Source organism: Pseudarthrobacter sp. 10T415 (genome assembly GCF_056394175.1).
In genome coordinates this window covers 164,254-186,820 of record NZ_JBFTHJ010000007.1, presented here as the reverse complement: position 1 = coordinate 186,820, position 22,567 = coordinate 164,254, and the positions used below count along the sequence as shown (strand labels likewise).

Below are 22,567 nucleotides of genomic sequence, written 5' to 3'. Positions count from 1 at the left end.
GAGGTTTACGTCTGCGTCGACGACGGCGGTGAGGCCGTCGTGGGTTGCACCGTTGGTGCCGGTGACGCCGCCGAGGTCCACGATTGCATCGGCGTCCACCGCTACATCAGTGGCCGTGCCGTCCGTGGTTCCGGCGTTGCCGAGGCCAAGGTTGACGTCTGCGTCGACGACGGCGGTGAGGCCGTCGTTGGTTGCACCGTTGGTGCCGGTGACGCCGCCGAGGTCCACAACCGCATCTGCGGCAACAGCTACATCGGCCGCCGGGGCCGCGGGGGCCGGTTCCGTCATGGCTGAATTGGTACCCAGGCCGACGTTCACATCAGCCTGGACCGCCACATCGGCCGTCGTTGCCTCGGGAGCAGTGCTGCTGCCCCCGAGGCCCAGGCCGACTACGGCGGCCGCAGCAAGCCCGCTGCCGGCTCCGGCGGTGGTGTCTCCGGCGTTCAGTGCGACGTCCACTACGGCGGCGACGCCCGTTGAGTCGGACGGCGTTGGGTCACCCAGCAGGCCCAACGACGTCGTATCAGCGGACGCCGCCGCCGAGATCAGGGCGGATGCGGAAAGATCCGATCCGGTGGTGTTGGTGGTGTCCGCCGCGTTCGCTGCTGTGCAGCCGAATGCCAGCAGTCCACCGGCAAAGAGGGTGCCAAGCAGCCCCCTGCGAAGGTTGGAACTCATGATGGTTTCTCCTGAAGAAGTTGAAGAAGGGCGCTGATGCAGCTGCCCATATGGCCGCGCGCTGCCGCAAAGGGGCAGCCGGGACTCAACTAGTCAGGCGAAGAACCGGGGTCGAAGGACACCGGTGCGGGGGTATGTTCGCGGTCTTCCCGGGCCAGGACGGCGCGGGAGAGGAAATGATCAAAGTCGTAGGCGCTCAGCCAGGCGGCGGAACCGAAGGCGACCGAAGCAGACCCTCCACTGCCAGTGCCGGTACCCGGAACGGCAGGGGACTGCGTCGGTTGGTGCGCGGGGTCATCAGTGGCCGGCTGGCCGGCGTCGCCGCCACCCGAGTGGTGCACAGCAGGCTCGATGCCGGCGGTTTCCGCAAGGAATGCCGCACCGTGGCCCGGGAAGACCGCCAGGACCGGCGCCGCAGTGTTCGCCCCGGCTGCCGGGTCCGATTCGGCTCTGCCGAACGACTCGGCCGGCACCGCAACGGCGGCATTGAGCAGGGGCTCGACGGGATTTGTCCCGTCCGCGGCGACGGGTCCGGAGGCCGGCAGTTCTTCCAGCGGCAAGGTTCCGGACAGATCGGGAAGCGGAAGCGGGTCGGAGCCGGTCACGAGGTCGGACACCGGGACCAACACCGGTTCAAGCACGGGGATGGCCTCGGCAACCGGCGGAACGACAGCTTCAACGAGGACCGCAGTGGTCCCGTCAGCAACCTCAACGATCGGCGTTGCAAAGGCGGAAACTGTGCCCGTTGGAACTACTCGGTTCACCACGGGCACGGAGGAGATCAGGTTGTCTGCCACAGCCGAAACCTGGTTTGCTACCGGATGCAGCAGTCCTGCCGGCTGGCCGGGTACAGGTGCGGGGGCCGGCGTCGGAGCGGTAGTCGAAGGCTGCGAATCCGTTGGGACAGTTCCGGCAACCTTGCCTGTCACCGAGGAAACCGACGATGTTACGGAGCTGGTGACACCGCCCAGGAGGGACGAAGCCTCAGAAAGGGTATCGGCTGATGCCGCCGTGGAAGACATCGTTAACCAGCCAATGGCCGCGGCCCCGGCAAGCAACACGGGACGCATGGCACGCCACGGCGAATGTGCATTAGCCATGAGTACCACCCCCAGTACCGTTAGAAAACGACGATGGCAAAATCCTAAGACTGCTTATCGTCGAAAGTCTAGGGGTCAATAAAAAAGAATGTGACAGAAAATGATTCCGCTTGCTAAAAAGCGCAAGGATTTCCGGCCCATATTGTCACGTCATTGACGCCTTATTTTGCGAAGCGCCGCGGCTTCAGTGATGCCTGTCATTCGGGTAGCTGACGCCCAGCTGGGCCCGTACGCCGTCAAAAAGGCGCATCGTATTCAGCGAATCTTCCAGCGGCATTACCGGACTTTCGGCAATGCCCTGCTGGATGCAGCGGGTCACTTCCCGGAGCTCGTAGGTGTAGCCCTTGCCCACGACGTCGAACGTTTCGGTCCGCCGCTCGTCCCACCCCGTGGCCACGGTCAGTTCGCGGGGGTTGTTGATCGACCCGGCGCTTTGGAGGAAGCCGCGGCTGCCGGCGACGGTCGCCGTGCGCGGTCCGTGTGCCAAAAGCGATGACGTCAGTTGGACCTGGGCTCCGTGATGGTAGCCGAGCGTGAGGGCATTCTGGGCGTCCACGCCGTCATCGTTCACATGCCCCGTGGCGCTCACGGTTTGGGGAAACCCGAGCGTTCCCAGCGCCCAAAGCAGGGGGTAGACGGTGAGGTCGAGCAGCGCCCCGCCACCATCCTGCCGCGCCCACAGCCGGGCGGTGGGGGAATACGGTGCGGGGAAACCAAGATCGGCAGTGACCCAGTGGATGTCGCCCAGTTCGCCGGACGCAGCAATTTCGAAGGCACGCTGCATGCCGGGCAGGAAGCGGCTCCAGACGGCCTCCATCATGAAGAGGTTGCGGCTGCGGGCAGTGTCGATCAGCTCGGCCGCTTCCCGGGCGTTGATGGTGAAGGCTTTTTCGCACAGGACATGCTTGCCCGCCTGGAGTGAGGCCAGGACGATCTGGTGGTGCTGCGCATGCGGGGTGGCAACGTAGACGACGTCCACCGCGTCATCGGCGAGCAGCCGCTGGTAGCCGTGCACGCCGTCGTGGTCCCCGTACGCTTTGCCGACGCCATAGGCGGCAGCGAACGCGTCCGCCGTCGCCTGCCCCCGGGAGCTGACGGCGTACAGTTCGGCATCTGCCAGCAGGGCCAGGTCCTGCGCCACGGATTTGGCGATGCCACCGGTGGCGATGATTCCCCAACGGAGGGGCGCTCCGGTTGCTGAACGGGGGTCCGTATCGGCTTGGCTGGACAACCATGGTGTGGCGATGGGGGCGGTCATTCAGTCATCCTGCCACAGGACTGAAGCAGCGTCGGAGATTGGTCCCCGTGGGTGCCGGGAGGCTGATGGGGAGGGCACGACGCCGGCCCTCCCCGTCGCTGCTAGGCGGTCACCGGGAGCGGGGCCCGGTGGTGCGCCGGTTCCTCCGTCAGCTTTCCCTGCTGCAGCCGGAACCGGCGGTCGGTCTTGTTGGCGAGGGCACGGTCGTGGGTCACCACCAGGATGGTGGTGTTGTGGTCGCGGCTGAGGGCGCTGAGGAGCGAGATGATGTGGTCCCCGGTCTGCTCGTCCAGGTTGCCGGTGGGTTCGTCGGCCAGGATCAGCTTTGGCTCGTTTGCCAGGGCACGGGCGATGGCGACGCGCTGCTGCTCGCCGCCGGAGAGCCGGTTGATGCGCCTGTCGTGCTTGTCCTGGACCAGCTGGACCTGCTCCAACAGATCCTTGGCGCGCTGCTGGCGGGCTGCCTTGCGCATTCCCGCGAACTCCATGGGCAGCATGACGTTGTCCACGGCGGAAAGGTTGGGGATCAGGTTGAACTGCTGGAACACGAAGCCGATGTCCCGCCGGCGGTACTCAGTCAGTTTGGCATCGGGCATCCCTGCCAGGCTCACGCCGTTGACGACGACGTCTCCGCTGGTGGGCTTGTCCAGCGCACCAAGGAGGGAGAGCAGGGTGCTCTTCCCGCTTCCGCTTTTTCCGACGATTGCGGCGAGGGTGCCCTGTTCGAGGACGAAACTGACATCGTTGACCGGCTTGATGGTGCGGTCACCGGAGTTGAACGTGCGGACCAGGTTCTTGACTTCAATCATGGCTATTCTCCTCGCAGGACTTCGATGGGACGGATGCGTGCGGTGAGCAGCGCCGGGACGAGCGCGCCGATGATGGCCACGCCGAAGACGGCGGCGATGCCGGCCGCGATGACCTCTGGTGAGGCGCTGGCCGTGACGGAGGTGAGCAGCTGGGAGGCGCCGCCGAACGGATTCCCGCCAGGGAAACCAGTGCCGCCGCCCGGGAAGCCTGCTCCGCCGCCAGGAACTCCGCCGGGCATTCCGCGCCCGGCGGTGGTGGCCGTCGTCGTACTGGTGCTGTTGGTGCTGATCAGCGCGGAAGCGATCCCGCTGCTGGCAAAGGCGGCGATAACTGCGCCCGCCGCGCTGCCCAGCGCCGCAAGGACGAGGGCTTCGAGGACGAACTGCAGGCCGATGGTCCTGTTGGGAGCGCCGATGGCCTTCAGCACGCCGATCTCCCGCCGGCGCTCGCGGACCAGCATGACCATGATGAGCAGGATGATCAGCCCGGCGGTGCCGAGTGCGGCGACGAAGGCGATGAAGGAGATGTTCTTGACGCTGCCCAGCGAGCTGACGGCGGTCTCCAGGTTCTGTCCCTGGGTGACGTCCGCCTTGTCAGTGCCGAGCGCGTCCTGCAGGGCGGTCTTGGTGGAATCGACGTTCTCCAACGAGTTCACTGTGACGATCATGGTGGACAGTTCGGTGGGGGTCCCGGCGAGAGCCTGGGCGGTGGGAAGGGTCACGTACGCGGCATTGTTGCCGAAGGCGGTGCCGGCGTCGAACAAACCTGCAACGGTGTAGGTCTGGTCGTTGATGGTGAATGTAGAGCCGACGGCGAGGTTGTTCTTCTCCGCCAGGGTGGTGCCCAGGAGGGCGTTCGTGGACTCGGCGGTGTAGTCGCCCAACCCTGTGCCTTCGGTGATGGTGAGCGCCTTGCCCGTGGTGTCCACCTCGGCGCCGATGCCGGTGGCCGTGATGGGCAGTGACCGCATGGGCTGCGTGGTTGACCCTGTGGATCCCGTGGTTCCGTTTGACTGCTGGTTGCGGTTACCGAGAGTTCCCGCGTCCACTGCCGCCGTGAGGCTGGTGGTCAGGGTGGCGGCCGCTTGCCCGCCGGGACCGCCCTGCCCACCGGGACCACCCTGGCCGGTTTGTCCCGTTGCCGCCTGGGCTGCAGCTTCCGTGGCGTTCCGCAGGCGGAGGGAAGAGGTCCCGACGACGGCGCTCACGTTGGGAACGGAGGCTGCAGCGGTTGCCTGCTCGGCGGTGAGCGGCTCGCCGCCGCCTTCGAAGCCTTGGCCTCCGGCCGGGTTCACGGTCAGGACCGTTCCGACGGACGCGTTGAGCTCCTGGACTTTCGCTCCGACGGCCTGGTTGGCCACCAGCATGGCCAGGGCCAGTCCGATGGCAACGGCCAGAACCGCAACGACAGCTGCGGTCCTGACTTTGTTTCTGAAGGCGTTGCCTACACTCCGGGCAAGGACGCTCACTGTACTCCTAGGATTTAGGGGCAGGCCTGCAGGCCCGCTGTCAGGATCAACAATCAGCGGGATCCCTGTGCGGACTGCTGGCTGAACCTGTGTTTGCCCTGTGAAGGACTTCGGCCAGTCGAGTCCGGCGGTTAGTTGCAGCCGTCGGACTGCGGCCCTTCGCCGGCACTTAGACACCTCCCTCCGCAACGCTCCGGTCGCTGGGCGACCTGCGCGTCGCTCTGGTCGGCGATGCGCGCCTACACGAAGAACCACAATCCTCCTCGTGCCCGCGCACAAGCCGGTGCGCTGCCCTTTTGTAGGAGCGCATCGCGGCGCATCGGGCCCGGGAGGTCGCCCAGCGACCGGACAGGCCCCTTTGCGTCGTGTCTAAGCGACGGAAAGGGCAGGGTCCCGGCGACCCAACTGCCGGGACCGACGGCACCCACCGGTTGGGCCGCCGTCGGACGCGGCACGAATGGCGGGGCCGGCGCACCCGCCGAAAGCCGTTACGAAGTCAGTACGCTCGCGGAACTCAAGGCCGCGTTGGCCAACAACGGCCAACCGACCGCTCCGAAGATCGTCTACGTCAAGGGGACCATCGACGGCAACCAAGCCCCGGACGGGCGGATCCTGGGCGAGCAGGACTACGCTCCGGGTTACGACATCAAGCAGTACATCTCCTGCTTTGGCCCCGGCGGCAAGGTCTGGAGCGACCAGACGTTCGAGTACTGCAAGAAGCAGCGCCAGCTGCGCCAGACCGGCAGCAACAACATGAAGCGGCAGATCGAGGTCAGCCTGCCCAGTAACACCACACTGGTTGGCGTGGGTGACCACTCAGGATTCGTTGGTGCCAACATCGTGATGCTGAGTGCCACGAACGTGGTGATGCGGAACCTCAGCGTGGAAGCGCCGGTGGACTTCTTCGCCACCTGGTCGCCGGCTGACGGCAACGGCGCCTGGAACGCGCGGTTTGACGCCGTATCCTCGGTGACATCGGACCACCTGTGGATTGACCATGTCAGCCTCACCGATGGCCGGTTCCCGGACAGCGAAGCTCCGAAGGGCCCCAACGGCAAGCCGGCCAACCGGCACGACGGCCTGCTCGACCTGAAGGACGGCACGGACTTCGTGACCATTTCCAACAGCAGGCTCTCCAACCATGACAAGACAATGCTCCTGGGTTCCGGCGACGAGCACGTTGACAAGGACGGCGGCAAGCTGCGCGTCACCTACATCGGCAATTACTTCGAGAACCTCCAGCAGCGCGCACCCCGTGTCCGGTTTGGCCAGGTCCACGTGGTCAACAATTACTTCTCCGGCAGCACCGACGATCCGCACTACCCGTTGGTGAGCGAGGCCCAGGGCGGCAGCAGCTACTTCCTCGGCGCCGGCTACGAGTCGCGGATCTTCTCCGAACGCAATGCCTTCGAGTTCACGGGTCCCGGCGCAGACCCGTCGATCATGGTCAGCAGCTACAACGGCAACCGGTTCAGCGACACCGGGTCCTGGTACAACGGTCAGCCCACGGACCTCAACGCCATTGCAAAGGCCTCGTTTGAGCAGAACCGCGCGGAGGCACTGGCTGAAGCAGAAGCCGGCGGTGTTCCGGCTCCGGACTGGACGGGCTGGGACTTCACCACCGACGTGGGCTGGGACCCCGCCGATGTCTATGGTTACAAAGCATTCAGCACCCCGCAGGCAGTGAAGAACCATGCGCTGAAGTTCACTGGGCCCGGAGTGCTCAAGGTTAAGCAGTAGGGCAGGCCGCCGGCAGCGCCAGGCGGGAACGGAAACAGCCCGGCCCCCACATGGGAGCCGGGCTGTTCCGGAAGGAAGTGCTACTTGGTGATCGGGCCGAGAACCGGATCGTCGGAGTAAGCGGTCTTCACATTGGCGGCGGTGACGATGACCGGCTCCAGCAGGTAGGCCGGAACGGTCTTGACGCCATTGTTGTAGGAATCCTTGTCGTTGATTTCCAGGTCCTTGCCGGCCTGGAGGTCCTTCACCATGGTGATGGCGTGCTCAACGAGCTTGCGGGTGTCCTTGTTGATGGTGGAGTACTGCTCGCCCGCCATGATGGACTTGACCGACTCAACCTCGGAGTCCTGGCCAGTCACCACGGGGAGAGGCTTGCCGGCTGCCTTGACGGAGGTCAGGACTGCGCGGGCCAGGGTGTCGTTGGGGGAGAGGACGCCGTCCAGGGAAGCGCTGGTGTAGCTGCCGGTCAGCAGCGTGTCAGCGCGGCGCTGGGCGTTCTCGGCCTTCCAGCCCTGGGTGACAGCCTGTTCGAAATTCGTCTGGCCGGACAGAACCTTGAGCGTGCCATCATCGATCTTCGGCTTCAGGACGCTCATGGCGCCGTCGAAGAAGACCTTGGCGTTGGCATCATCAGGGGAACCGGCGAACAGTTCGACGTTGTACGGGCCGTTGGGCTTCTTGGCCTTCAGTCCGTCAAGCAGGGCCTGGCCCTGCAGTACGCCAACCTTGAAGTTGTCGTAGGCCACGTAGTAGTCCACATTGTCGGTGTTCAGCAGCAGCCGGTCGTAGGCAATGATCGTTGCGCCGGCATCTTTGGCCTGCTTGAGCTGGGTGCCCAGCTGGGAGCCGTCGATGGCGCCCACGATGATGACCTTGGCACCCTTGGTGACCATGGCACTGATCTGGTTCTGTTGCTCGGATACGCCACCGTTGGCGAACTGGACGTCAGCCTTGAAACCCGCGCCATTGAGGCCGTCATTGAACAGCTTCTCCGCGAGGACCCAGTTTTCGCTGGTCTTCTGCGGAAGTGCGACGCCGATGGAGGACTTCTGATCGAATCCTCCGGCGCCGCCGCTCGCTCCGCCCGAGGGGGTTTCCGAGCGGCCGCAGCCCGTCAGCGCCAGTGCTGCGATGGCAGCTACCGCTGCGGCCTTTCCTGCTTTACCAAACATTCGCATAGTTGGTTTTCTCTTTCTTTGTGATGGATTACCGCTATTCGGTTGCAAAGCTCAGGCTTCCCTGGCAATCGCTTCCTTGGTGGAGGTGGTTTCGTCGGGCTGGGTGGGGCTGCTGGGGCCGCCGCCGGACCGGCCCATGTTCCTGGTCAGCAGGCCGATGATGGACTTCTTGCCCTGGCTCTTGTTGTAGACGTCAAAGGCGACGGCGATCAGCAGCACCAGGCCCTTGATGATCTGGGTAAGGTCGGCGCCGACGCCGAGCAGCTGGAGGCCGTTGTTCAGTACAGCCATGACCAGGCCACCGATGATGGACCCGACCACGGTGCCCACGCCGCCGGTCACTGCGGCGCCGCCGATGAAGACTGCGGCGATGGCGTCCAGTTCCCAGCCCACGCCGTCGAACGGGCCCGATGCCGTGGACCGTCCCACGAAGATCATGCCGGCCAGGCCGGCCAGGATGGACATGTTCATCATCACCAGGAAGTTGACCTTCTTGGACTGCACGCCGGACAGCTCGGCGGCGTGCCGGTTGCCACCCACTGCGTAAACGTGCCGGCCCAGGATGGTGCGGGAGGAGATGAAGCCGTAGAGCAGTACCAGCACAGCGAGGATGAGGCCGGGGATGGGGAACGAGGTTCCGGGCCGGCCGGTGGCGAACAGGTATGTGGCGTACAGAATGGCGCCGCAGACCAGGACCAGCTTCAGGGCCGTGACCCACATTTCCGGGACCTCGGCACCCAGGGCCTTGGCGCGGGACCTTGAGCGCAGTTCTCCCCAGACCACGAACGCCGCGGCCGCGATGCCGAGGAGCAGGGTGAGGTTGTTGAACCCGGTGTTGGGCCCGACTTCCGGCAGGTAGCCGGAACCGAGGTACTGGAAGTCATTGGGGACGGGGATGGTGTTGGACTTGCCAACGAACTGGTTGAAGCCGCGGAACAGGAGCATGCCGGCCAGCGTGACGATGAAGGCAGGGATCCCCACATAGGCGGTCCACCAGCCTTGCCAGGCACCGATGGCGGCGCCGAGTACGAGGCCGAGCAGCACGCCCGCCCACCAGGGGATGCCCCAGTCGCGGATGGCCAGGGCAACGGTGACACCCACGAACGCCGCAACCGAACCGACGGAAAGGTCGATGTGGCCGGCGATGATCACCAGGACCATGCCGATGGCAAGGATCAGGATGTAGGAGTTGCCGTTGAAGAGGTTGATGACGTTGCCGGGCGTCAAGGTCCGGCCTTCGGTGAAGATCTGGAAGAAGACGATCAAGGCCACCAGGGCAAAGATCATGCCGAATTGGCGGGTGTTGCCGCCAAACAGCTTTTTGAGGGCGTTCATGGTCAGTCCTTGGGTCCGGAAGTGTCTGGGATGATCCAGGGGATCAGGCGGCTTTGCGGTTGGGGTTCGAGGTCATCAGTTTCATCAGGTTTTCCTGGCTGGCCTCGTCTTTGTCCAGGACACCGGTCACGGTGCCTTCGAAGATGGTGTAAATGCGGTCGGACAGGCCCAGGAGTTCGGGGAGTTCGGAGGAAATGACAATCACTCCCTTGCCCTGGTTCGCCAGTTGCTGGATGATGCCGTAGATCTCGTACTTGGCGCCGACATCGATGCCGCGGGTGGGTTCATCCAGGATCAGCAGGTCGGGGTCCGTGAACATCCATTTGGCCAGGACCACCTTCTGCTGGTTGCCGCCGGAGAGCTTGGCCACGCCTTCTTCCACCGACGGAGTCTTGGTGCGGAGGGACTTGCGGTACTGCTCAGCGACAGTGAATTCCTGGTTCGCGTCCACCACGGAGTGGCGGCTTATTTTGCGAAGGTTGGCGGCCACCGTTGTGGTCTTGATGTCATCCAGCAGGTTCAGGCCCAGGGATTTGCGGTCCTCCGTCACGTAGCCAAGCCCGGCATCGATGGCCTGGCGCACGGACTTGAGTGTGACTTCCTTGCCGTCCTTATATACGTGCCCGTCGATGAACCGCCCGTAGGACCGGCCGAAGACGGACCTGGCCAGTTCGGTGCGGCCCGCGCCCATCAGCCCGGCGAACCCGACGATCTCGCCCCGTCGGACGAAGAAACTGGAGTTCTTGCACACCAGCCTGTCCTGCACGTTGGGGTGGCCCACCGTCCAGTTCTTCACCTCGAAGAAGACCTCGCCGATCTTGGGTGTGTGGTCCGGGAACCTGGACTCCAGGGTGCGGCCCACCATGCCCTTGATGATCCGGTCCTCGTCCACACCGTCCGCTTTCACGTTCAGCGTCTCGATGGACTTGCCGTCGCGGATGATGGTGATCGAATCGGCGATCTGCTCAATCTCGTTGAGCTTGTGGGAAATGATGATGGAGGTGATGCCTTTAGCCTTCAGGCCCTTCATCAGGTCCAGCAGGTGCTGGGAATCGGACTCGTTCAAGGCTGCTGTGGGCTCGTCCAGGATGAGGATCTTCACGGACTTGTTCAGCGCCTTTGCGATTTCGACGAGCTGCTGCTTGCCGACGCCGATTTCCTTGATGGGCGTGTCCGGATCCTCGCGCAGGCCTACGCGGGCCAGCAGGTCCAGGGAGCGAAGCCGGGCCTCGGACCAGTCGATAACGCCCCGCTTGGTGGGTTCGTTGCCCAGGAAGATGTTCTCCATGATGGACAGCTCGGGAATCAGCGCCAGTTCCTGGTGGATGATCACGATGCCGGCATGCTCGCTGGCCCGGATGTCCTTGAACTGCTGGACCTGCCCCTGGTAGACGATGTCGCCGTCGTAGCTGCCGTAGGGGTAGACGCCCGAAAGGACTTTCATCAGGGTGGATTTGCCGGCCCCGTTTTCGCCGCAGATGGCGTGGATTTCCCCCGCCTTTACCCGCAGGTTCACGTTGGCCAAGGCTTTAACGCCGGGGAATTCTTTGGTAATGGACCGCATCTCAAGGATGATCGGCTCCGCTTGTGTGGTCTGGGACGTCATCTGCCCTAACCCTCCAATGCAATGACTTCTTTGTCCGGCCGGCAAAGCGCAGGGCCGTCTGATCCAAAAGTAAACTGGATCACAGCTATTGTCGTCAAGTCTTGAACGCAATTGCCGGATAACGAAACGGTCTACATTTTGCGGATGCCCGCGTGTTGGAAGACCAGGGCGGCAGCGCCGAGGGCCTCTGCGCGGTCGCCAAGGGACGACATGGTGAGGGTGGTGGTCTCGCCAATGACGGGCACGGCGTGCCGCACGAGGCCCCGCCTGATGGGGTCCAGCAGCAGGTCTCCCAGGCCCGCCAGGGGCCCGCCCACCACAATGACTTCAGGGTTGATCAGGTTGGCCACGTTGCCCAGGGCGCGGCCCACGGAAAGGCCGGCGTCATCAACCACGCGGAGGGTGGCGGGGTCTCGGTTGAGCGCCTTCCGGACAATGTCCGCGGGGTTCAGCGGGCGGTCCTCGCCCCGGCTCAGGAGTTCGATCATGGTGGTGGTGGACGCTATGGTTTCCAGGCAGCCCCGGTTGCCGCAGCGACATACCAGGCCTTGTTCGTGGATGGTGGCGTGGCCAATTTCCCCGGTGATGCCGACGTTCCCGTAGTAGGGCGCGCCGTTGAGGATGAGGCCTGCGCCGATGCCGGATCCGATCTTCAGGAACATGAGGTTGCTGACGCCGGTGTGCTGGCCCCAGGTGACCTCGGACCATGCCCCGAGGTTGGCGTCGTTATCAATGAAGACGGGGATTCTGAGCGTATCCTCCAGGTGTTGGAGGATGTTGATTCCCACCCATTCCGGCAGGATGGCGCCCTGCGCCACGGTGCCGGTGCGGCGGTCGATGGGGCCGGGGATCCCGACGCCGGCGCCCACCACCGAGGAGCGTTCCGTTCCGCTTTCCTCGAGGAGTTTGGCGAGGAGAGCAACCGCCGCCCGGATGCCTTCGTCGGCCTGGTGGCCCAGCGGCAGCATGACCGATTCTTCGGCGATGACGTGGTAGCTCAGGGAGGCCAGCACCACCCGCAGGTGCCGCCGGCCGAAGTCGATACCGACGGCCACCGCACCGTTGCTGTTGAGCCGGACATTCAGGGCCCGGCGGCCCGAACTGGTAATGGGTTCGGTGGACGCCAGTCCCGAATCCAGCATGATTTTGACGATGTTCGAGACGGTGGCTGTGGAGAGTCCGGTCTGCCTGGCGAGTTCGGCCTGGGTTGACGGTCCGCCCATGAGGCTTTCGATGATCCGCTGCTGGTTAAGTTGGCGCAGCGCGGATTGCGAGCCGGGGTTCTTGGGCTTGCTCTTCGTTGAGCGCGGGGTGGCGGACATGCTAAGAACATTGCCCTATCTGCACTCTTGTAGTCAAGAAGTTAACGCATGGGTCATCTTGTGATTGGGATGGAGTTGGTAGGTCAATTAGCCCGTCACGCCTTGGCGGCGGTGCAGATGGTCCCGTAGGACGGTCCACGGCGGTGGCTACGCTGGGACAAAGGTTTCCAGTCGGGGCCTGTCCGGAGTAGGGAAGGTGGAAACAGTGCTGTTGGCACTCCTGCAGGCAAATGCCGATGTTCTTGATGTTGACGCGAACTGCGCAGTGATAGACAGTGCGGCGCGGGACGCGGCGGCCGCTGGCGCGGCAGTGCTGGTGACCCCTGAGCTCTTTCCGGTGGGCTACGCCCCTCGCCGGGTCCGGGCAGCCCTGGACCCCGCCGAACTCCCTGACCTCCACCGCCGGCTCGCCGGCATCGCCCGCAACCACGGCATCGGGCTCGTGTACAGCTTGCCGCGGATCACGCCGCAGGGGGAGTGGCAGATTAGCGCGACCCTGCTGGACACGGACGGCAGCACGCTGCTTGGCTACGGCAAGGTCCACCTCTTCGGCCCTGACGAACGTGCCGCTTTTACCCCTGCGGCGGAACAGCCCGCCGTCGTAAATTTCCAGGGAATCCCCACCTCCATGGTGATCTGCTACGACGTGGAGTTCCCCGAGGCTGTGCGCGCGGCCGCCGCCGGCGGCGCCGAGCTCCTCCTGGTGCCAACCGCCCTGGCGCACGGGTTCGACGACGTTCCGCAGATCCTGGTCAGGGCCCGTGCGCTGGAAAGCCAGCTGGCCATCGCCTACGCGAACCATTCCGGAATGGAAGACGGCTGCCGTTTCCTCGGCGGAAGCGTCATCGCCGGCCCGGACGGAAAGCTGCTGGCCGCAGCAGGGGAGGCGCCGGTGCTGCTGTACGCCGAACTGGACCCGGACGCGCCCCGCCGTGAGCGGGCCGGCGTGCCCTACCTGGCGGAGCGGCGCCCCGACCTGTACCGCAGCTGGGGCACCTGACCGGGCGGCGGCGCCCTTGAGCTCTCAGGTGCCAGACGGGCTGACGGAGTCGACGAACTGGAGGGCAATCCACAGCTCCGCCCGGACGGAGGCCTGGCTGAAATCCGTGTCCAGCAGTGCGGCCAGTGCGTTGACCTGGCGCCGGACACTGTTGCGGTGCAGGCCCAGGTCCTTCGCGGTTGCGTCCCAGTTGCCGTTCGCTCCCAACCAGGAGCGCAGCAGCCCCAGCTGGCTGTCCCTGCGATCCGGTTCCAATGCCATGACCGGTGCCAGCAGCCGGCTGGCAAGCATGCTGCCGGCTCCGCCGCCGAGCAGCCCGGCCACCGTCCACGCCTGCTCCTCTTCCCGCACCGTCCCGCCGGTGGCTATGACGCGGGGGCGCAGGGCACTTGCGTTACGGTACGCGGACGGGAGGCCGGGGAGCTCGGCTGTTCCGCCAACCACCAGGCCCCAGCCCAGCCGCTCCACCTCGGCCACCAGCTGGTCTTCCACCCTCAGCCGGGTGATGGCAGCGAAGCCATAGTCGGTAAGTTCCACCAGCTTCGTGTCGAAAAGCCTCCGCCACTGGAGCAGCTCCCGGACCGGGCCGTCCGCCACCGCGCCCTCCAGCCGGACGCCCTGGACCACCCTGAGGGGGCCGGTCCGGGTCCCGGAGACGCTTTGGGCCAGCAGGTCCCGGACACTGTTCAGCTGCCGGGTGCTGCGGCCGGCGAGGCTCTCCGGGTGCAGCAACACCGCCGTAGCCAGCTGGCTCGGCGCCAGTGAACCGCTGGTCCGCTGCCGGACAAGAAGCTCCAACAGTCCCACCACGGAGGAAACCACGCTGTTTTGCGCGGGCGTAAGCGGTTTGGCGGTGCCCAGGACCAGCCCGCCGAGGGTAGCGTCCTTGCTGCTGCGCAGGGGGTGGCCCACCGCCAGCACCTTGCCATGCCCGGGCAGCGCCTCGGTTTCCACCCGCGGTCCACTGCCGGCAAGCAGCTTCTTGACCAGGGGCTGCACGGAGGAAAGTTCGACGACGGCTCCTGCCTTGGCGCGGACCTTTCCGTCCGGCCCGAACAGGGCTGCCCATACGGGGACCTTTTGCACCAGGGCCGCCAGCAGTTCGTGCTCCGGGCGCGCCGAGAGGACGGCCCGCATGAGGTGGCGGTTCGTTTCGGCCAGCTGGCGGAACGCCTGGGCGTTGCCCGATTCCAGCAGCTTGGAGAACTCCAGTCCAAGCGCAGCAAAGGGGATGCTGGCCGGAACTTCCACCAGCGTCAGGCCCCGGCGCCGGCATGCGGCGGCTACCTCGTCGGGTACGGCATCGTAGTACGGCTCCAACCCGAATCCGAGGGCGGCCACACCCGCAGCCACCAACCGGGCAACGTACTCATCAGCCAGTGCCGGATCCACTGGCCCCGGCACCTGCGGGCGGGAGGCGTCCCCGCGCTCCTGGCCGCCGTGCCCGCTTCCCGTCCCCGCCTGCAGGAAAGGCAGCCCGGCTGTGAGGACGAACTCGCCGTCGAGGAGGTACGGAGTGGGATCCCCGAGCTCGCTGGGTTCCACCCAGCGGAGGGGCGCACCGCCGTTGCCCGCATCGTGGAGCACCGTGACACCGGCGGGGAGATTTCCGAGGAATCGGCCCAGGGTTACCGCGTCCTGCTCTGGAAGGGCGCCGGGCGTGTCACCGGAAATTGGTGCAATATGTCTCATGGGCTTTCACTATAGGTCACTTTGCACCCCATTGAGATGCCGCTCACACCCATACGCTGGGGTGGGGAACCCAACCATCCACCGACCCATGAACGGACGTCAACGATGACTGTGCCCACACTTCCAGGCCAGGTGACCGACCGCACGGACGGCCGCCCCTCGCTCGGCACGCAACTGCTCCGCCGCAAGCCCCTCGCACTGATGGCGGCTGAAGCGGACGCCGGCACCGGCGGGCCCCGGCTGGTGCGGAGCTTCGGCGTGCTGCAACTGACCATGATCTCCGTCGGCGCAACCCTCGGTACCGGCATCCTGGTGATCCTGGGCGAGTCCGTTCCCCTGGCCGGTCCGGCAATCTGGATCTCGTTTGCGATTGCTGGCCTCGCCGCCCTGCTGTCCGCCGTCTCGTACGCGGAAATGGCCGGGCTGGTGCCGGTTGCGGGCTCCAGCTACTCGTACACCTACGCCACCATGGGCGAAGGCATGGCGTGGATCTGCGGATGGTGCCTGGTCCTCGAATATGCGGTCTCGGTGGCCGCCGTCGCTGTGGGCGCCGGACAGTACGTCAACGAGGCGCTGGCTGTCTTCGGGTCGGTCCTTCCGGACGCGCTCTCGCAGCCCCCGGGCGACGGCGGCATGGTCAACGTTCCGGCCGTGGTGATCGTCCTCCTCGCCACGGTCCTGCTGGTCCGCGGCGCAAAGGAAAGCGCCTGGATCAACACCGCCATCGTGGCGGTCAAGGTTGGCATCCTGCTCTTCTTCTGCGCTGTGGCCTTCACGGCCTTCAACGCCGGCAACTTCGATCCCCTCCTGCCCATGGGTGCCGCGGGCGTCTCCGCGGCAGCTTCCCGGGTGTTCTTCTCCTACATAGGCTTTGACGCCGCTTCCACCGCAGGCGAGGAAGCACGCAATCCCAAGCGGGACCTGCCCCGGGCCATCATGCTCTCCATGCTCATTGTCACCTCCATCTACGTCCTGGTTGCCGTGGCAGCCATCGGAGCCCGGCCGTGGGGATGGTTCGACGGCACGGAGGCGGCACTGGTGAAGATCCTCGAAGAAACCACCGGGCAACCCTGGATCGCCTTGGTTTTCGCCGTCGGAGCCGTGCTGGCCATCGCCAGCATCGTCCTGACGGTCCTCTACGGCCAGACCCGCATCCTGCTCTCGATGTCACGCGACGGCCTGGTGCCACAGGTCTTCAGCCGCGTCTCCCGCCGGACCGGGACCCCCGCTGTCGGGACCCTGATCATCGGCACCGCTGTCGCGCTCACCGCCGGCCTGGTGCCCCTGGGCGCCCTGGCCGACGCCACCAGCATCGGCACCCTGTTCGCCTTCGCCCTGGTAAACGTGGCGGTCATCTACCTCCGCCGTGCCCGGCCCGAGCTCGAACGTACCTTCCGGGTGCCGTTCTTCCCCGTGACCCCGATCCTGGGCGCCATCATGTGCATCTACCTGATGGCCAACCTCGGCGCCGACACGTGGATCACCTTTGGGGTCTGGATGCTCGTGGGGGTGGCTGCCTACTTCGGCTATGGCCGCCGGAACTCCAAAGTGGCGGCCCTCAACGGCAGCGAACACCTGGACGTGCCAGCCGCCAACCACCAGTCCTGAACCACTCCTCCCGGCGAGAACCGGACACATTCCAACCAGCACGCAGCAACCCCGAAGGCAGATATTCAATGACCACCGCTACCGAGCTTCCCGCCTCCGACCCGTCCAGCACCTCAACCCTGAGGGAAGACGCTTCCCGGCATCCGGAGGAGCAGGCGGAGCCCATCACCATGCTCAACCCGGACTTCCCGTTCAGCTACGACCATTACCTGGCCCACCCCGGCGGTCTGGGCTCGGTTCCGGATGAACTGCTGGGCACCGAAGTCGCCGTCATCGGGGCCGGGCTTTCCGGCCTGGTCACCGCCTACGAGCTGATGAAGCTGGGGCTGCGGCCGGTGGTCTACGAAGCGGACCAGATCGGCGGCAGGCTGCGCACCGCGGCCTTCCCCGCGGCGCCGGGCGTCGTGGCGGATTTGGGTGGCATGCGCTTCCCCGTTTCCGGCAAGGCTTTCTACCACTACGTGGACCTGCTGGGGCTGGAAACCCAGGCCTTCCCCAACCCGCTGGCCGACGCAACGTCCAGCACGGTGATCGAACTTGCAGGCAAGAAGCACTACGCAGAGAAGCCGGGCGACCTGCCGCCGTTTTTCCGCGAAGTCGCAGACGCCTGGAAGGCAGCCGTAAATGACGGTGCGAAGTTCGGTGAGATGCAGGATGCCATCCGCCGGCGTGACGCTGCCCGGATCAAGGAACTCTGGAACGAACTGCTTCCGCTGATGGACGAACAGACGTTCTACGGCTTCATCGCCGCCAGCGACTCCTTTAAGGCGGCAGGTTTCGCACACCGTGAGGCTTTCGGCCAGGTGGGCTTCGGCACCGGCGGCTGGGACACCGACTTTCCCAACTCCATCCTGGAAATTCTGCGCGTGGTCTACACGGACGCGGACGACCAGCACCGCTTCATCCGCGGGGGAGCGCAACGGCTGCCCGAGGCTCTCTGGCAGCACGCGCCGTCGGACCTGGTGCACTGGCCTGCCGGCACGTCCCTGGCGTCGCTGCACTCCGGCTCGCCCCGCGGCGCCGTGGGAAGGATCAGCAGGGACCCGGACGGGAACCTGCGGGTCCGCGAGCGGTGGGGCCGGGAGGCCAGCTACCCTGCCGTGGTCACCACGTGCCAGTCGTGGCTGCTGTCCACCCGGATCCATACCGAGGAGGCGCTGTTCCCGGCCGAGCTGTGGACGGCCATCGAGCGCTCCCATTACATGCAGTCCTCCAAGACGTTCGTCATGGTGGACCGGCCGTTCTGGAAGGACATCGACCCGGAAACGGGGAACGAGGTCTTGTCCATGACGCTGACGGACCGGCTGAACCGTGCCACGTACCTGCTGGACAACGGCCCGGACCAGCCCGCCGTCATCCTGCTCTCCTACACCTGGAACGACGACGCACTGAAGTGGCTTGCCCTCGATGCTGATGAGCGCGTGGAGCTGATGCTGCACTCGCTGGAGCAGATCTACCCGGGCGTGGACATCGCGGGCCACATCGTGGGCCAGCCCATCACTGTCTCCTGGGAGGCCGACCCCAACTTCATGGGCGCGTTCAAGGCCAACCTGCCCGGCCAGTACCGCTACCAGCAGCGGCTGTTCACGCACTTCAAGCAGGACTCACTGCCCGAATCCCAGCGCGGCATCTTCCTGGCCGGCGACGACGTCTCCTTCACCGCGGGCTGGGCCGAGGGAGCCGTCACCACCGGCCTGAACGCGGTGTGGGGTGTCATCAACCACCTGGGTGGCGGTTCTGCAGAGGGCAACCCGGGCCCGGGCGACCTGCTGGATGAACTGGGTCCGATTAGCCTCGACTAGTGATGGAGCTCGCGGTGTTGCGCCGCGAGCTCCACGTACCGTGACGCGTTGGCGCGGACGCCGTCGAACTCTTCCTCCGTCAGTTCCCGGCGCACCTTGGCGGGAACCCCGGCCACGAGCGAGCGGGGCGGAACCACTGTTCCTTCCAGCACCACGGCGCCGGCCGCCACCAGCGAACCGGTGCCGATCACCGCACCGTTCAGGACGGTGGCGCCCATCCCGATGAGGCAGTCGTCCTCCACGGTGCAGCCGTGGACGACGGCGGCGTGCCCCACGCTGACCCGTTCGCCCACCGTGCAGGGGAAGCCGGGGTCGGCGTGCAGCACTACGTTGTCCTGCAGGTTGCTGCCGGCACCCACCGTGATGGCGGCGGTATCCGCGCGGACCGAGACGCCGTAGAACGCGCTGGAGTCCTCAGCCAGGGTGGCGTTGCCGATGATGGACGCCGACGGGGCAATGAACGCTGATTCGTGAACGGCGGGGGATTGACCGCCGAAAGGGTATAGGGGAGCCATGGCTTCACCCTAAGCCACCCCTGCACCCAACTGAGTAGCAATAGATGCCGTTTTGGCGCCTCAAAACGGCATCAGCTGCTACCTAGTTGAAGACCACGGTCCGGTTGCCGTCCAGCAGGACCCGGTGTTCGGCATGCCACTGCACGGCCTGGACCAGGGTGCGGCCCTCGACGTCGCGGCCCATCTGCACGAACTGCTCGGGAGTCCGGGCATGGTCCACCCGGATGACTTCCTGCTCGATGATGGGGCCCTCATCCAGGGCAGCGGTGACGTAGTGGGCGGTGGCGCCGATCAGTTTCACGCCGCGGGCGTGGGCCTGATGGTAGGGCTTGGCACCTTTGAAGGACGGCAGGAACGAGTGGTGGATGTTGATGGCCTTGCCGGTGAGGTCGGTGCAGAGCTCATCAGAAAGGATCTGCATGTAGCGGGCCAGGACGGTCAGCTCGATATCGTGCTCGGCAATCAGGGCGCGCAGCTTGTCCTCGGCCTGCTCCTTCGTGTCCTTCGTCACCGGGATGTAGTGGAACGGGATGCCGTAGAACTCGGCCAGCCCGGCCAGGTCCCGGTGGTTGGAAACAATGGCGGGAATCTCGATGGGCAGCGTGCCGGAGCGCTGCTGGAACAGCAGGTCGTTGAGGCAGTGGGCTGACGTGCTGGCCATGATCAGGGTTCGGACCTTGTCGCCCACGGTATTGAGGCTCCACTGCATGGAGAAGGCCGCCGCCACCGGTTCCAGGGCTGCCCGCAGTTCGGACGCAGGAGCCGCGGTGGTGACCTCCACCCGCATGAAGAAGTTGCCGGTGGCCGGGCTGCCGTACTGCTGCGAATCCATGATGTTGCTTCCCGCCACCAGCAGGGCGCCGGCCACTGCGTGGACGATTCCGGGGCGGTCCGGGCAGGACAGGGTCAGTACGTAGGCTTGGTTCAGCTGGTCTTCATTCACGCGTAATAGCCTACCCGCGCGGCAGGTGCCGGTTTTGGTAGGCTGGGAGCGTCGCAACTGGCGTTGGGTGGCTAACCACCAGGGAGCGGCAATCACGAAGACCACGGATCGTACGCCTGGGCCGAGGGTCATGTTTTGCCGGAATTGGGCTGCCCTGCGCCAGCGCAGCAGCACCATGCCGGGCGCTTTCACGCCCTGTCATCAAGGCGGTGCGGGAGTGCGCCAGCCGGTAGCCTGACCTTAGCAGTGCCCGTTTCCCTAGCCAGGAGTTTTTCGTGACTACTACAGCCACCTCAACCACAGCAGTGAGCAACCAGCCGCTGGCCGAGCTCGACCCCGAAATCGCGGCAGTCCTGGACCAGGAGCTTGGCCGCCAGCGCGGTACCCTGGAAATGATTGCCTCCGAGAACTTTGCCCCGCGCGCCGTCATGGAGGCACAGGGCTCCGTCCTGACCAACAAGTACGCCGAGGGCTACCCGGGCCGCCGCTACTACGGCGGCTGCGAATACGTCGACGTCGCAGAGCAGCTGGCCATCGACCGGGTCAAGGCCCTGTTCGGCGCCGAGTACGCCAACGTCCAACCGCATTCGGGTGCGCAGGCCAACGCCGCCGCCTTGGCCGCCATGATCACCCCCGGCGACAAGATCCTGGGCCTGTCCCTGGCGCACGGCGGCCACCTCACGCACGGCATGAAGCTGAATTTCTCCGGCAAGCTCTACAACGTGGCTGCCTACCAGGTGGAGGAAGACAACTTCCGCATTGACATGGACAAGCTCCGCGAGCAGGCCATCGCCGAGAAGCCGCAGGTCATCATCGCCGGCTGGTCCGCCTACCCGCGGCAACTCGACTTCGCAGCCTTCCGCTCCATCGCCGATGAGGTGGGCGCGCTCCTCTGGACCGACATGGCACACTTCGCCGGGCTGGTTGCCGCCGGCCTGCACCCCAGCCCGGTGCCGCACTCCGACGTCGTGACCTCCACCGTGCACAAGACCCTCGCCGGTCCCCGCTCGGGTGTGATCCTGGCCAAGGAACAGTGGGCCAAGAAGCTCAACTCCAGCGTCTTCCCGGGCCAGCAGGGCGGCCCGCTCATGCACGTCATCGCAGCGAAGGCCGTGGCCTTCAAGATCGCCGGCAGCCAGGAATTCAAGGAGCGCCAGGAGCGCGTCCTGGAAGGCGCCAAGATCATCGCCGACCGCCTGAACCAGTCCGACGTCGCCGAAGCCGGCGTCTCCGTCCTCACTGGCGGCACCGATGTGCACCTGGTCCTCGTTGACCTGCGCAACTCCCAGCTGGACGGCCAGCAGGCCGAGGACCTCCTGCACTCCGTGGGCATCACCGTCAACCGCAACGCGGTACCGTTCGATCCCCGCCCGCCGATGGTCACCTCCGGCCTCCGCATCGGTACGCCTGCACTGGCTACCCGTGGCTTCGGTGCCGCCGAGTTCACCGAGGTCGCCGAGATCATCGCCACCGCTCTCAAGGCAGGCACCGGCACCGACGTTGAAGCCCTCCAGTCCCGCGTGGACAAGCTCGCCGCCGACTTCCCGCTCTACCCCCAGCACGAGCAGTGGTAACCAATGACTGAAACCACCACCGCACAGATCCTGGACGGCAAGGCCACCGCCGCTGCCATCAAAGCCGAGCTGACCGAACGCGTGGCCGCACTCAAGGCCAAGGGCGTTACCCCCGGCATCGCAACTGTGCTTGTGGGCGCCGACCCCGCCTCGCAGCTGTACGTCTCCATGAAGCACAAACAGTCCGTGCAGATCGGGATGAACTCGATCCAGCGCGAGCTGCCGGCTGACGCCACCCAGGCCGACGTTGAGGCCCTCATTGATGAACTCAATGCGGACCCCGCCTGCCACGGGTACATCGTGCAGCTGCCGTTGCCCAAGCACCTGGACACCGACGCCATTCTCGAGCGGATCGACCCCGCCAAGGACGCAGACGGGCTCCACCCGACCAACCTCGGCCGCCTGGTGCTCAACGTCAACGGAGAGATCACCACTCCGCTGCCGTGCACGCCCCGCGGCGTCATCGAGCTCTTGGAACGCAACGGTTACAGCCTTTCCGGCAAGCACGTGGTGGTGGTCGGCCGCGGCGTCACGATCGGCCGGTCCATCGGACTGCTGCTCACCAGGCGGGCTGTCAACGCCACGGTGACGCTGACGCACACGGGCACCAAGAACCTGTCGGAGCTGCTCAAGCAGGCGGACGTCATTGTGGGCGCCGCCGGCGTCAAGCACATCGTCAAGGCCGCGGACGTAAAGCCGGGCGCTGCCCTGCTGGACGTCGGCGTTACCCGGGAAACCGATCCGGAGACCGGCAAGAGCCGCGTCCACGGCGACATCGAGCCCGCCGCCGCAGAGGTGGCCGGCTGGATCTCGCCGAACCCCGGCGGCGTGGGTCCCATGACGGTTGCGCTGCTGATGACCAACGTGGTCGAAGCCGCGGAACACTCGGTCGAATCGGCCGGCTAGCCACGGGAAACGAGCGCACGACGGCGGCGCGG

The 22,567-nt window shown here is 65.7% G+C and carries 17 protein-coding genes, 1 pseudogene and 1 riboswitch; of the genes and pseudogenes, 6 read left to right on the top strand and 12 right to left on the bottom strand.

From position 1 onward, the window contains the following. The 5 genes and pseudogenes from AC1DBN_RS11950 to AC1DBN_RS11930 form a co-directional block, all read right to left on the bottom strand. Positions 1-678, bottom strand: a pseudogene (locus AC1DBN_RS11950) (hypothetical protein); the annotation flags it as partial. Between the two features lie 89 nt (positions 679-767). Next, positions 768-1,778: a hypothetical protein gene (locus AC1DBN_RS11945; RefSeq protein WP_477723261.1), complete on the bottom strand. Its 1,011-nt coding sequence runs from the start codon at positions 1,776-1,778 to the stop codon at positions 768-770. 184 nt (positions 1,779-1,962) lie between these two features. Continuing rightward, complete coding sequence (locus AC1DBN_RS11940; protein WP_091718866.1) at positions 1,963-3,036, bottom strand: Gfo/Idh/MocA family protein; 1,074 nt, start codon at positions 3,034-3,036, stop codon at positions 1,963-1,965. Between the two features lie 101 nt (positions 3,037-3,137). Next, entirely contained in the window at positions 3,138-3,845 is a 708-nt protein-coding gene (locus tag AC1DBN_RS11935; protein ID WP_091718868.1) for an ABC transporter ATP-binding protein, read from the bottom strand. A 2-nt stretch (positions 3,846-3,847) separates the two neighbouring features. Further along, positions 3,848-5,314 (bottom strand): ABC transporter permease, encoded by a 1,467-nt coding sequence (locus tag AC1DBN_RS11930; protein WP_477723260.1) that lies wholly within the window; start codon positions 5,312-5,314, stop codon positions 3,848-3,850. A 525-nt stretch (positions 5,315-5,839) separates the two neighbouring features. On the opposite strand from AC1DBN_RS11930, the gene AC1DBN_RS11925 reads away from it, so the two are divergent. Continuing rightward, the gene (locus tag AC1DBN_RS11925; RefSeq protein ID WP_477723259.1) at positions 5,840-7,054 is read left to right on the top strand and encodes a pectate lyase family protein; all 1,215 of its coding nucleotides are present in this window, start codon (positions 5,840-5,842) and stop codon (positions 7,052-7,054) included. An 80-nt stretch (positions 7,055-7,134) separates the two neighbouring features. Here the strand turns inward: AC1DBN_RS11925 and AC1DBN_RS11920 are convergent, their stop codons facing one another. The 4 genes from AC1DBN_RS11920 to AC1DBN_RS11905 all read right to left on the bottom strand — a co-directional run bounded on the left by AC1DBN_RS11920 (position 7,135) and on the right by AC1DBN_RS11905 (position 12,495). Beyond that, a complete protein-coding gene (locus AC1DBN_RS11920; RefSeq protein WP_091718875.1) occupies positions 7,135-8,232 on the bottom strand; it encodes a substrate-binding domain-containing protein in 1,098 nt (365 codons plus the stop codon). Positions 8,233-8,283: 51 nt separating this feature from the next. Beyond that, positions 8,284-9,567 carry a multiple monosaccharide ABC transporter permease gene (gene mmsB / locus AC1DBN_RS11915; RefSeq protein ID WP_091718877.1) on the bottom strand — a complete coding sequence of 428 codons (1,284 nt, stop codon included), beginning with the start codon at positions 9,565-9,567 and terminating at the stop codon, positions 8,284-8,286. A gap of 43 nt (positions 9,568-9,610) precedes the next feature. Beyond that, positions 9,611-11,173: a multiple monosaccharide ABC transporter ATP-binding protein gene (gene mmsA, locus AC1DBN_RS11910; protein ID WP_015936395.1), complete on the bottom strand. Its 1,563-nt coding sequence runs from the start codon at positions 11,171-11,173 to the stop codon at positions 9,611-9,613. Between the two features lie 131 nt (positions 11,174-11,304). Continuing rightward, on the bottom strand, positions 11,305-12,495 hold the full coding sequence (locus AC1DBN_RS11905) for an ROK family transcriptional regulator (protein ID WP_091718880.1): 1,191 nt from the start codon (positions 12,493-12,495) through the stop codon (positions 11,305-11,307). A gap of 205 nt (positions 12,496-12,700) precedes the next feature. Here AC1DBN_RS11905 and AC1DBN_RS11900 point away from each other — a divergent pair, with 205 nt between their 5' ends. Beyond that, positions 12,701-13,495: a nitrilase-related carbon-nitrogen hydrolase gene (locus AC1DBN_RS11900; RefSeq protein ID WP_477723258.1), complete on the top strand. Its 795-nt coding sequence runs from the start codon at positions 12,701-12,703 to the stop codon at positions 13,493-13,495. Positions 13,496-13,519: 24 nt separating this feature from the next. Here the strand turns inward: AC1DBN_RS11900 and AC1DBN_RS11895 are convergent, their stop codons facing one another. After that, on the bottom strand, positions 13,520-15,187 hold the full coding sequence (locus AC1DBN_RS11895) for a PucR family transcriptional regulator (RefSeq protein WP_091718884.1): 1,668 nt from the start codon (positions 15,185-15,187) through the stop codon (positions 13,520-13,522). Positions 15,188-15,292: 105 nt separating this feature from the next. On the opposite strand from AC1DBN_RS11895, the gene AC1DBN_RS11890 reads away from it, so the two are divergent. Both AC1DBN_RS11890 and AC1DBN_RS11885 read left to right on the top strand, forming a co-directional pair. Then, the gene (locus tag AC1DBN_RS11890) at positions 15,293-16,795 is read left to right on the top strand and encodes an amino acid permease (RefSeq protein ID WP_477723257.1); all 1,503 of its coding nucleotides are present in this window, start codon (positions 15,293-15,295) and stop codon (positions 16,793-16,795) included. 68 nt (positions 16,796-16,863) lie between these two features. Beyond that, positions 16,864-18,597, top strand: a complete 1,734-nt coding sequence (locus AC1DBN_RS11885) for a flavin monoamine oxidase family protein (RefSeq protein ID WP_477723256.1) — start codon at positions 16,864-16,866, stop codon at positions 18,595-18,597. Here the strand turns inward: AC1DBN_RS11885 and AC1DBN_RS11880 are convergent. Both AC1DBN_RS11880 and purU read right to left on the bottom strand, forming a co-directional pair. Beyond that, positions 18,594-19,112, bottom strand: coding sequence for a gamma carbonic anhydrase family protein (locus AC1DBN_RS11880; RefSeq protein ID WP_314216651.1), 519 nt, complete (start codon positions 19,110-19,112; stop codon positions 18,594-18,596). The two genes, AC1DBN_RS11885 and AC1DBN_RS11880, sit on opposite strands and share 4 nt — an antisense overlap. Before the next feature lie 82 nt (positions 19,113-19,194). Then, positions 19,195-20,055, bottom strand: coding sequence for a formyltetrahydrofolate deformylase (gene purU, locus AC1DBN_RS11875; protein WP_091718889.1), 861 nt, complete (start codon positions 20,053-20,055; stop codon positions 19,195-19,197). Between the two features lie 43 nt (positions 20,056-20,098). Further along, positions 20,099-20,184: riboswitch (ZMP/ZTP riboswitch) on the top strand. 146 nt (positions 20,185-20,330) lie between these two features. On the opposite strand from purU, the gene glyA reads away from it, so the two are divergent. Beyond that, positions 20,331-21,629: a serine hydroxymethyltransferase gene (gene glyA, locus AC1DBN_RS11870; RefSeq protein WP_314216654.1), complete on the top strand. Its 1,299-nt coding sequence runs from the start codon at positions 20,331-20,333 to the stop codon at positions 21,627-21,629. 3 nt (positions 21,630-21,632) lie between these two features. Continuing rightward, entirely contained in the window at positions 21,633-22,535 is a 903-nt protein-coding gene (locus tag AC1DBN_RS11865) for a bifunctional methylenetetrahydrofolate dehydrogenase/methenyltetrahydrofolate cyclohydrolase (RefSeq protein ID WP_314216655.1), read from the top strand. Positions 22,536-22,567 lie beyond the last annotated feature (32 nt).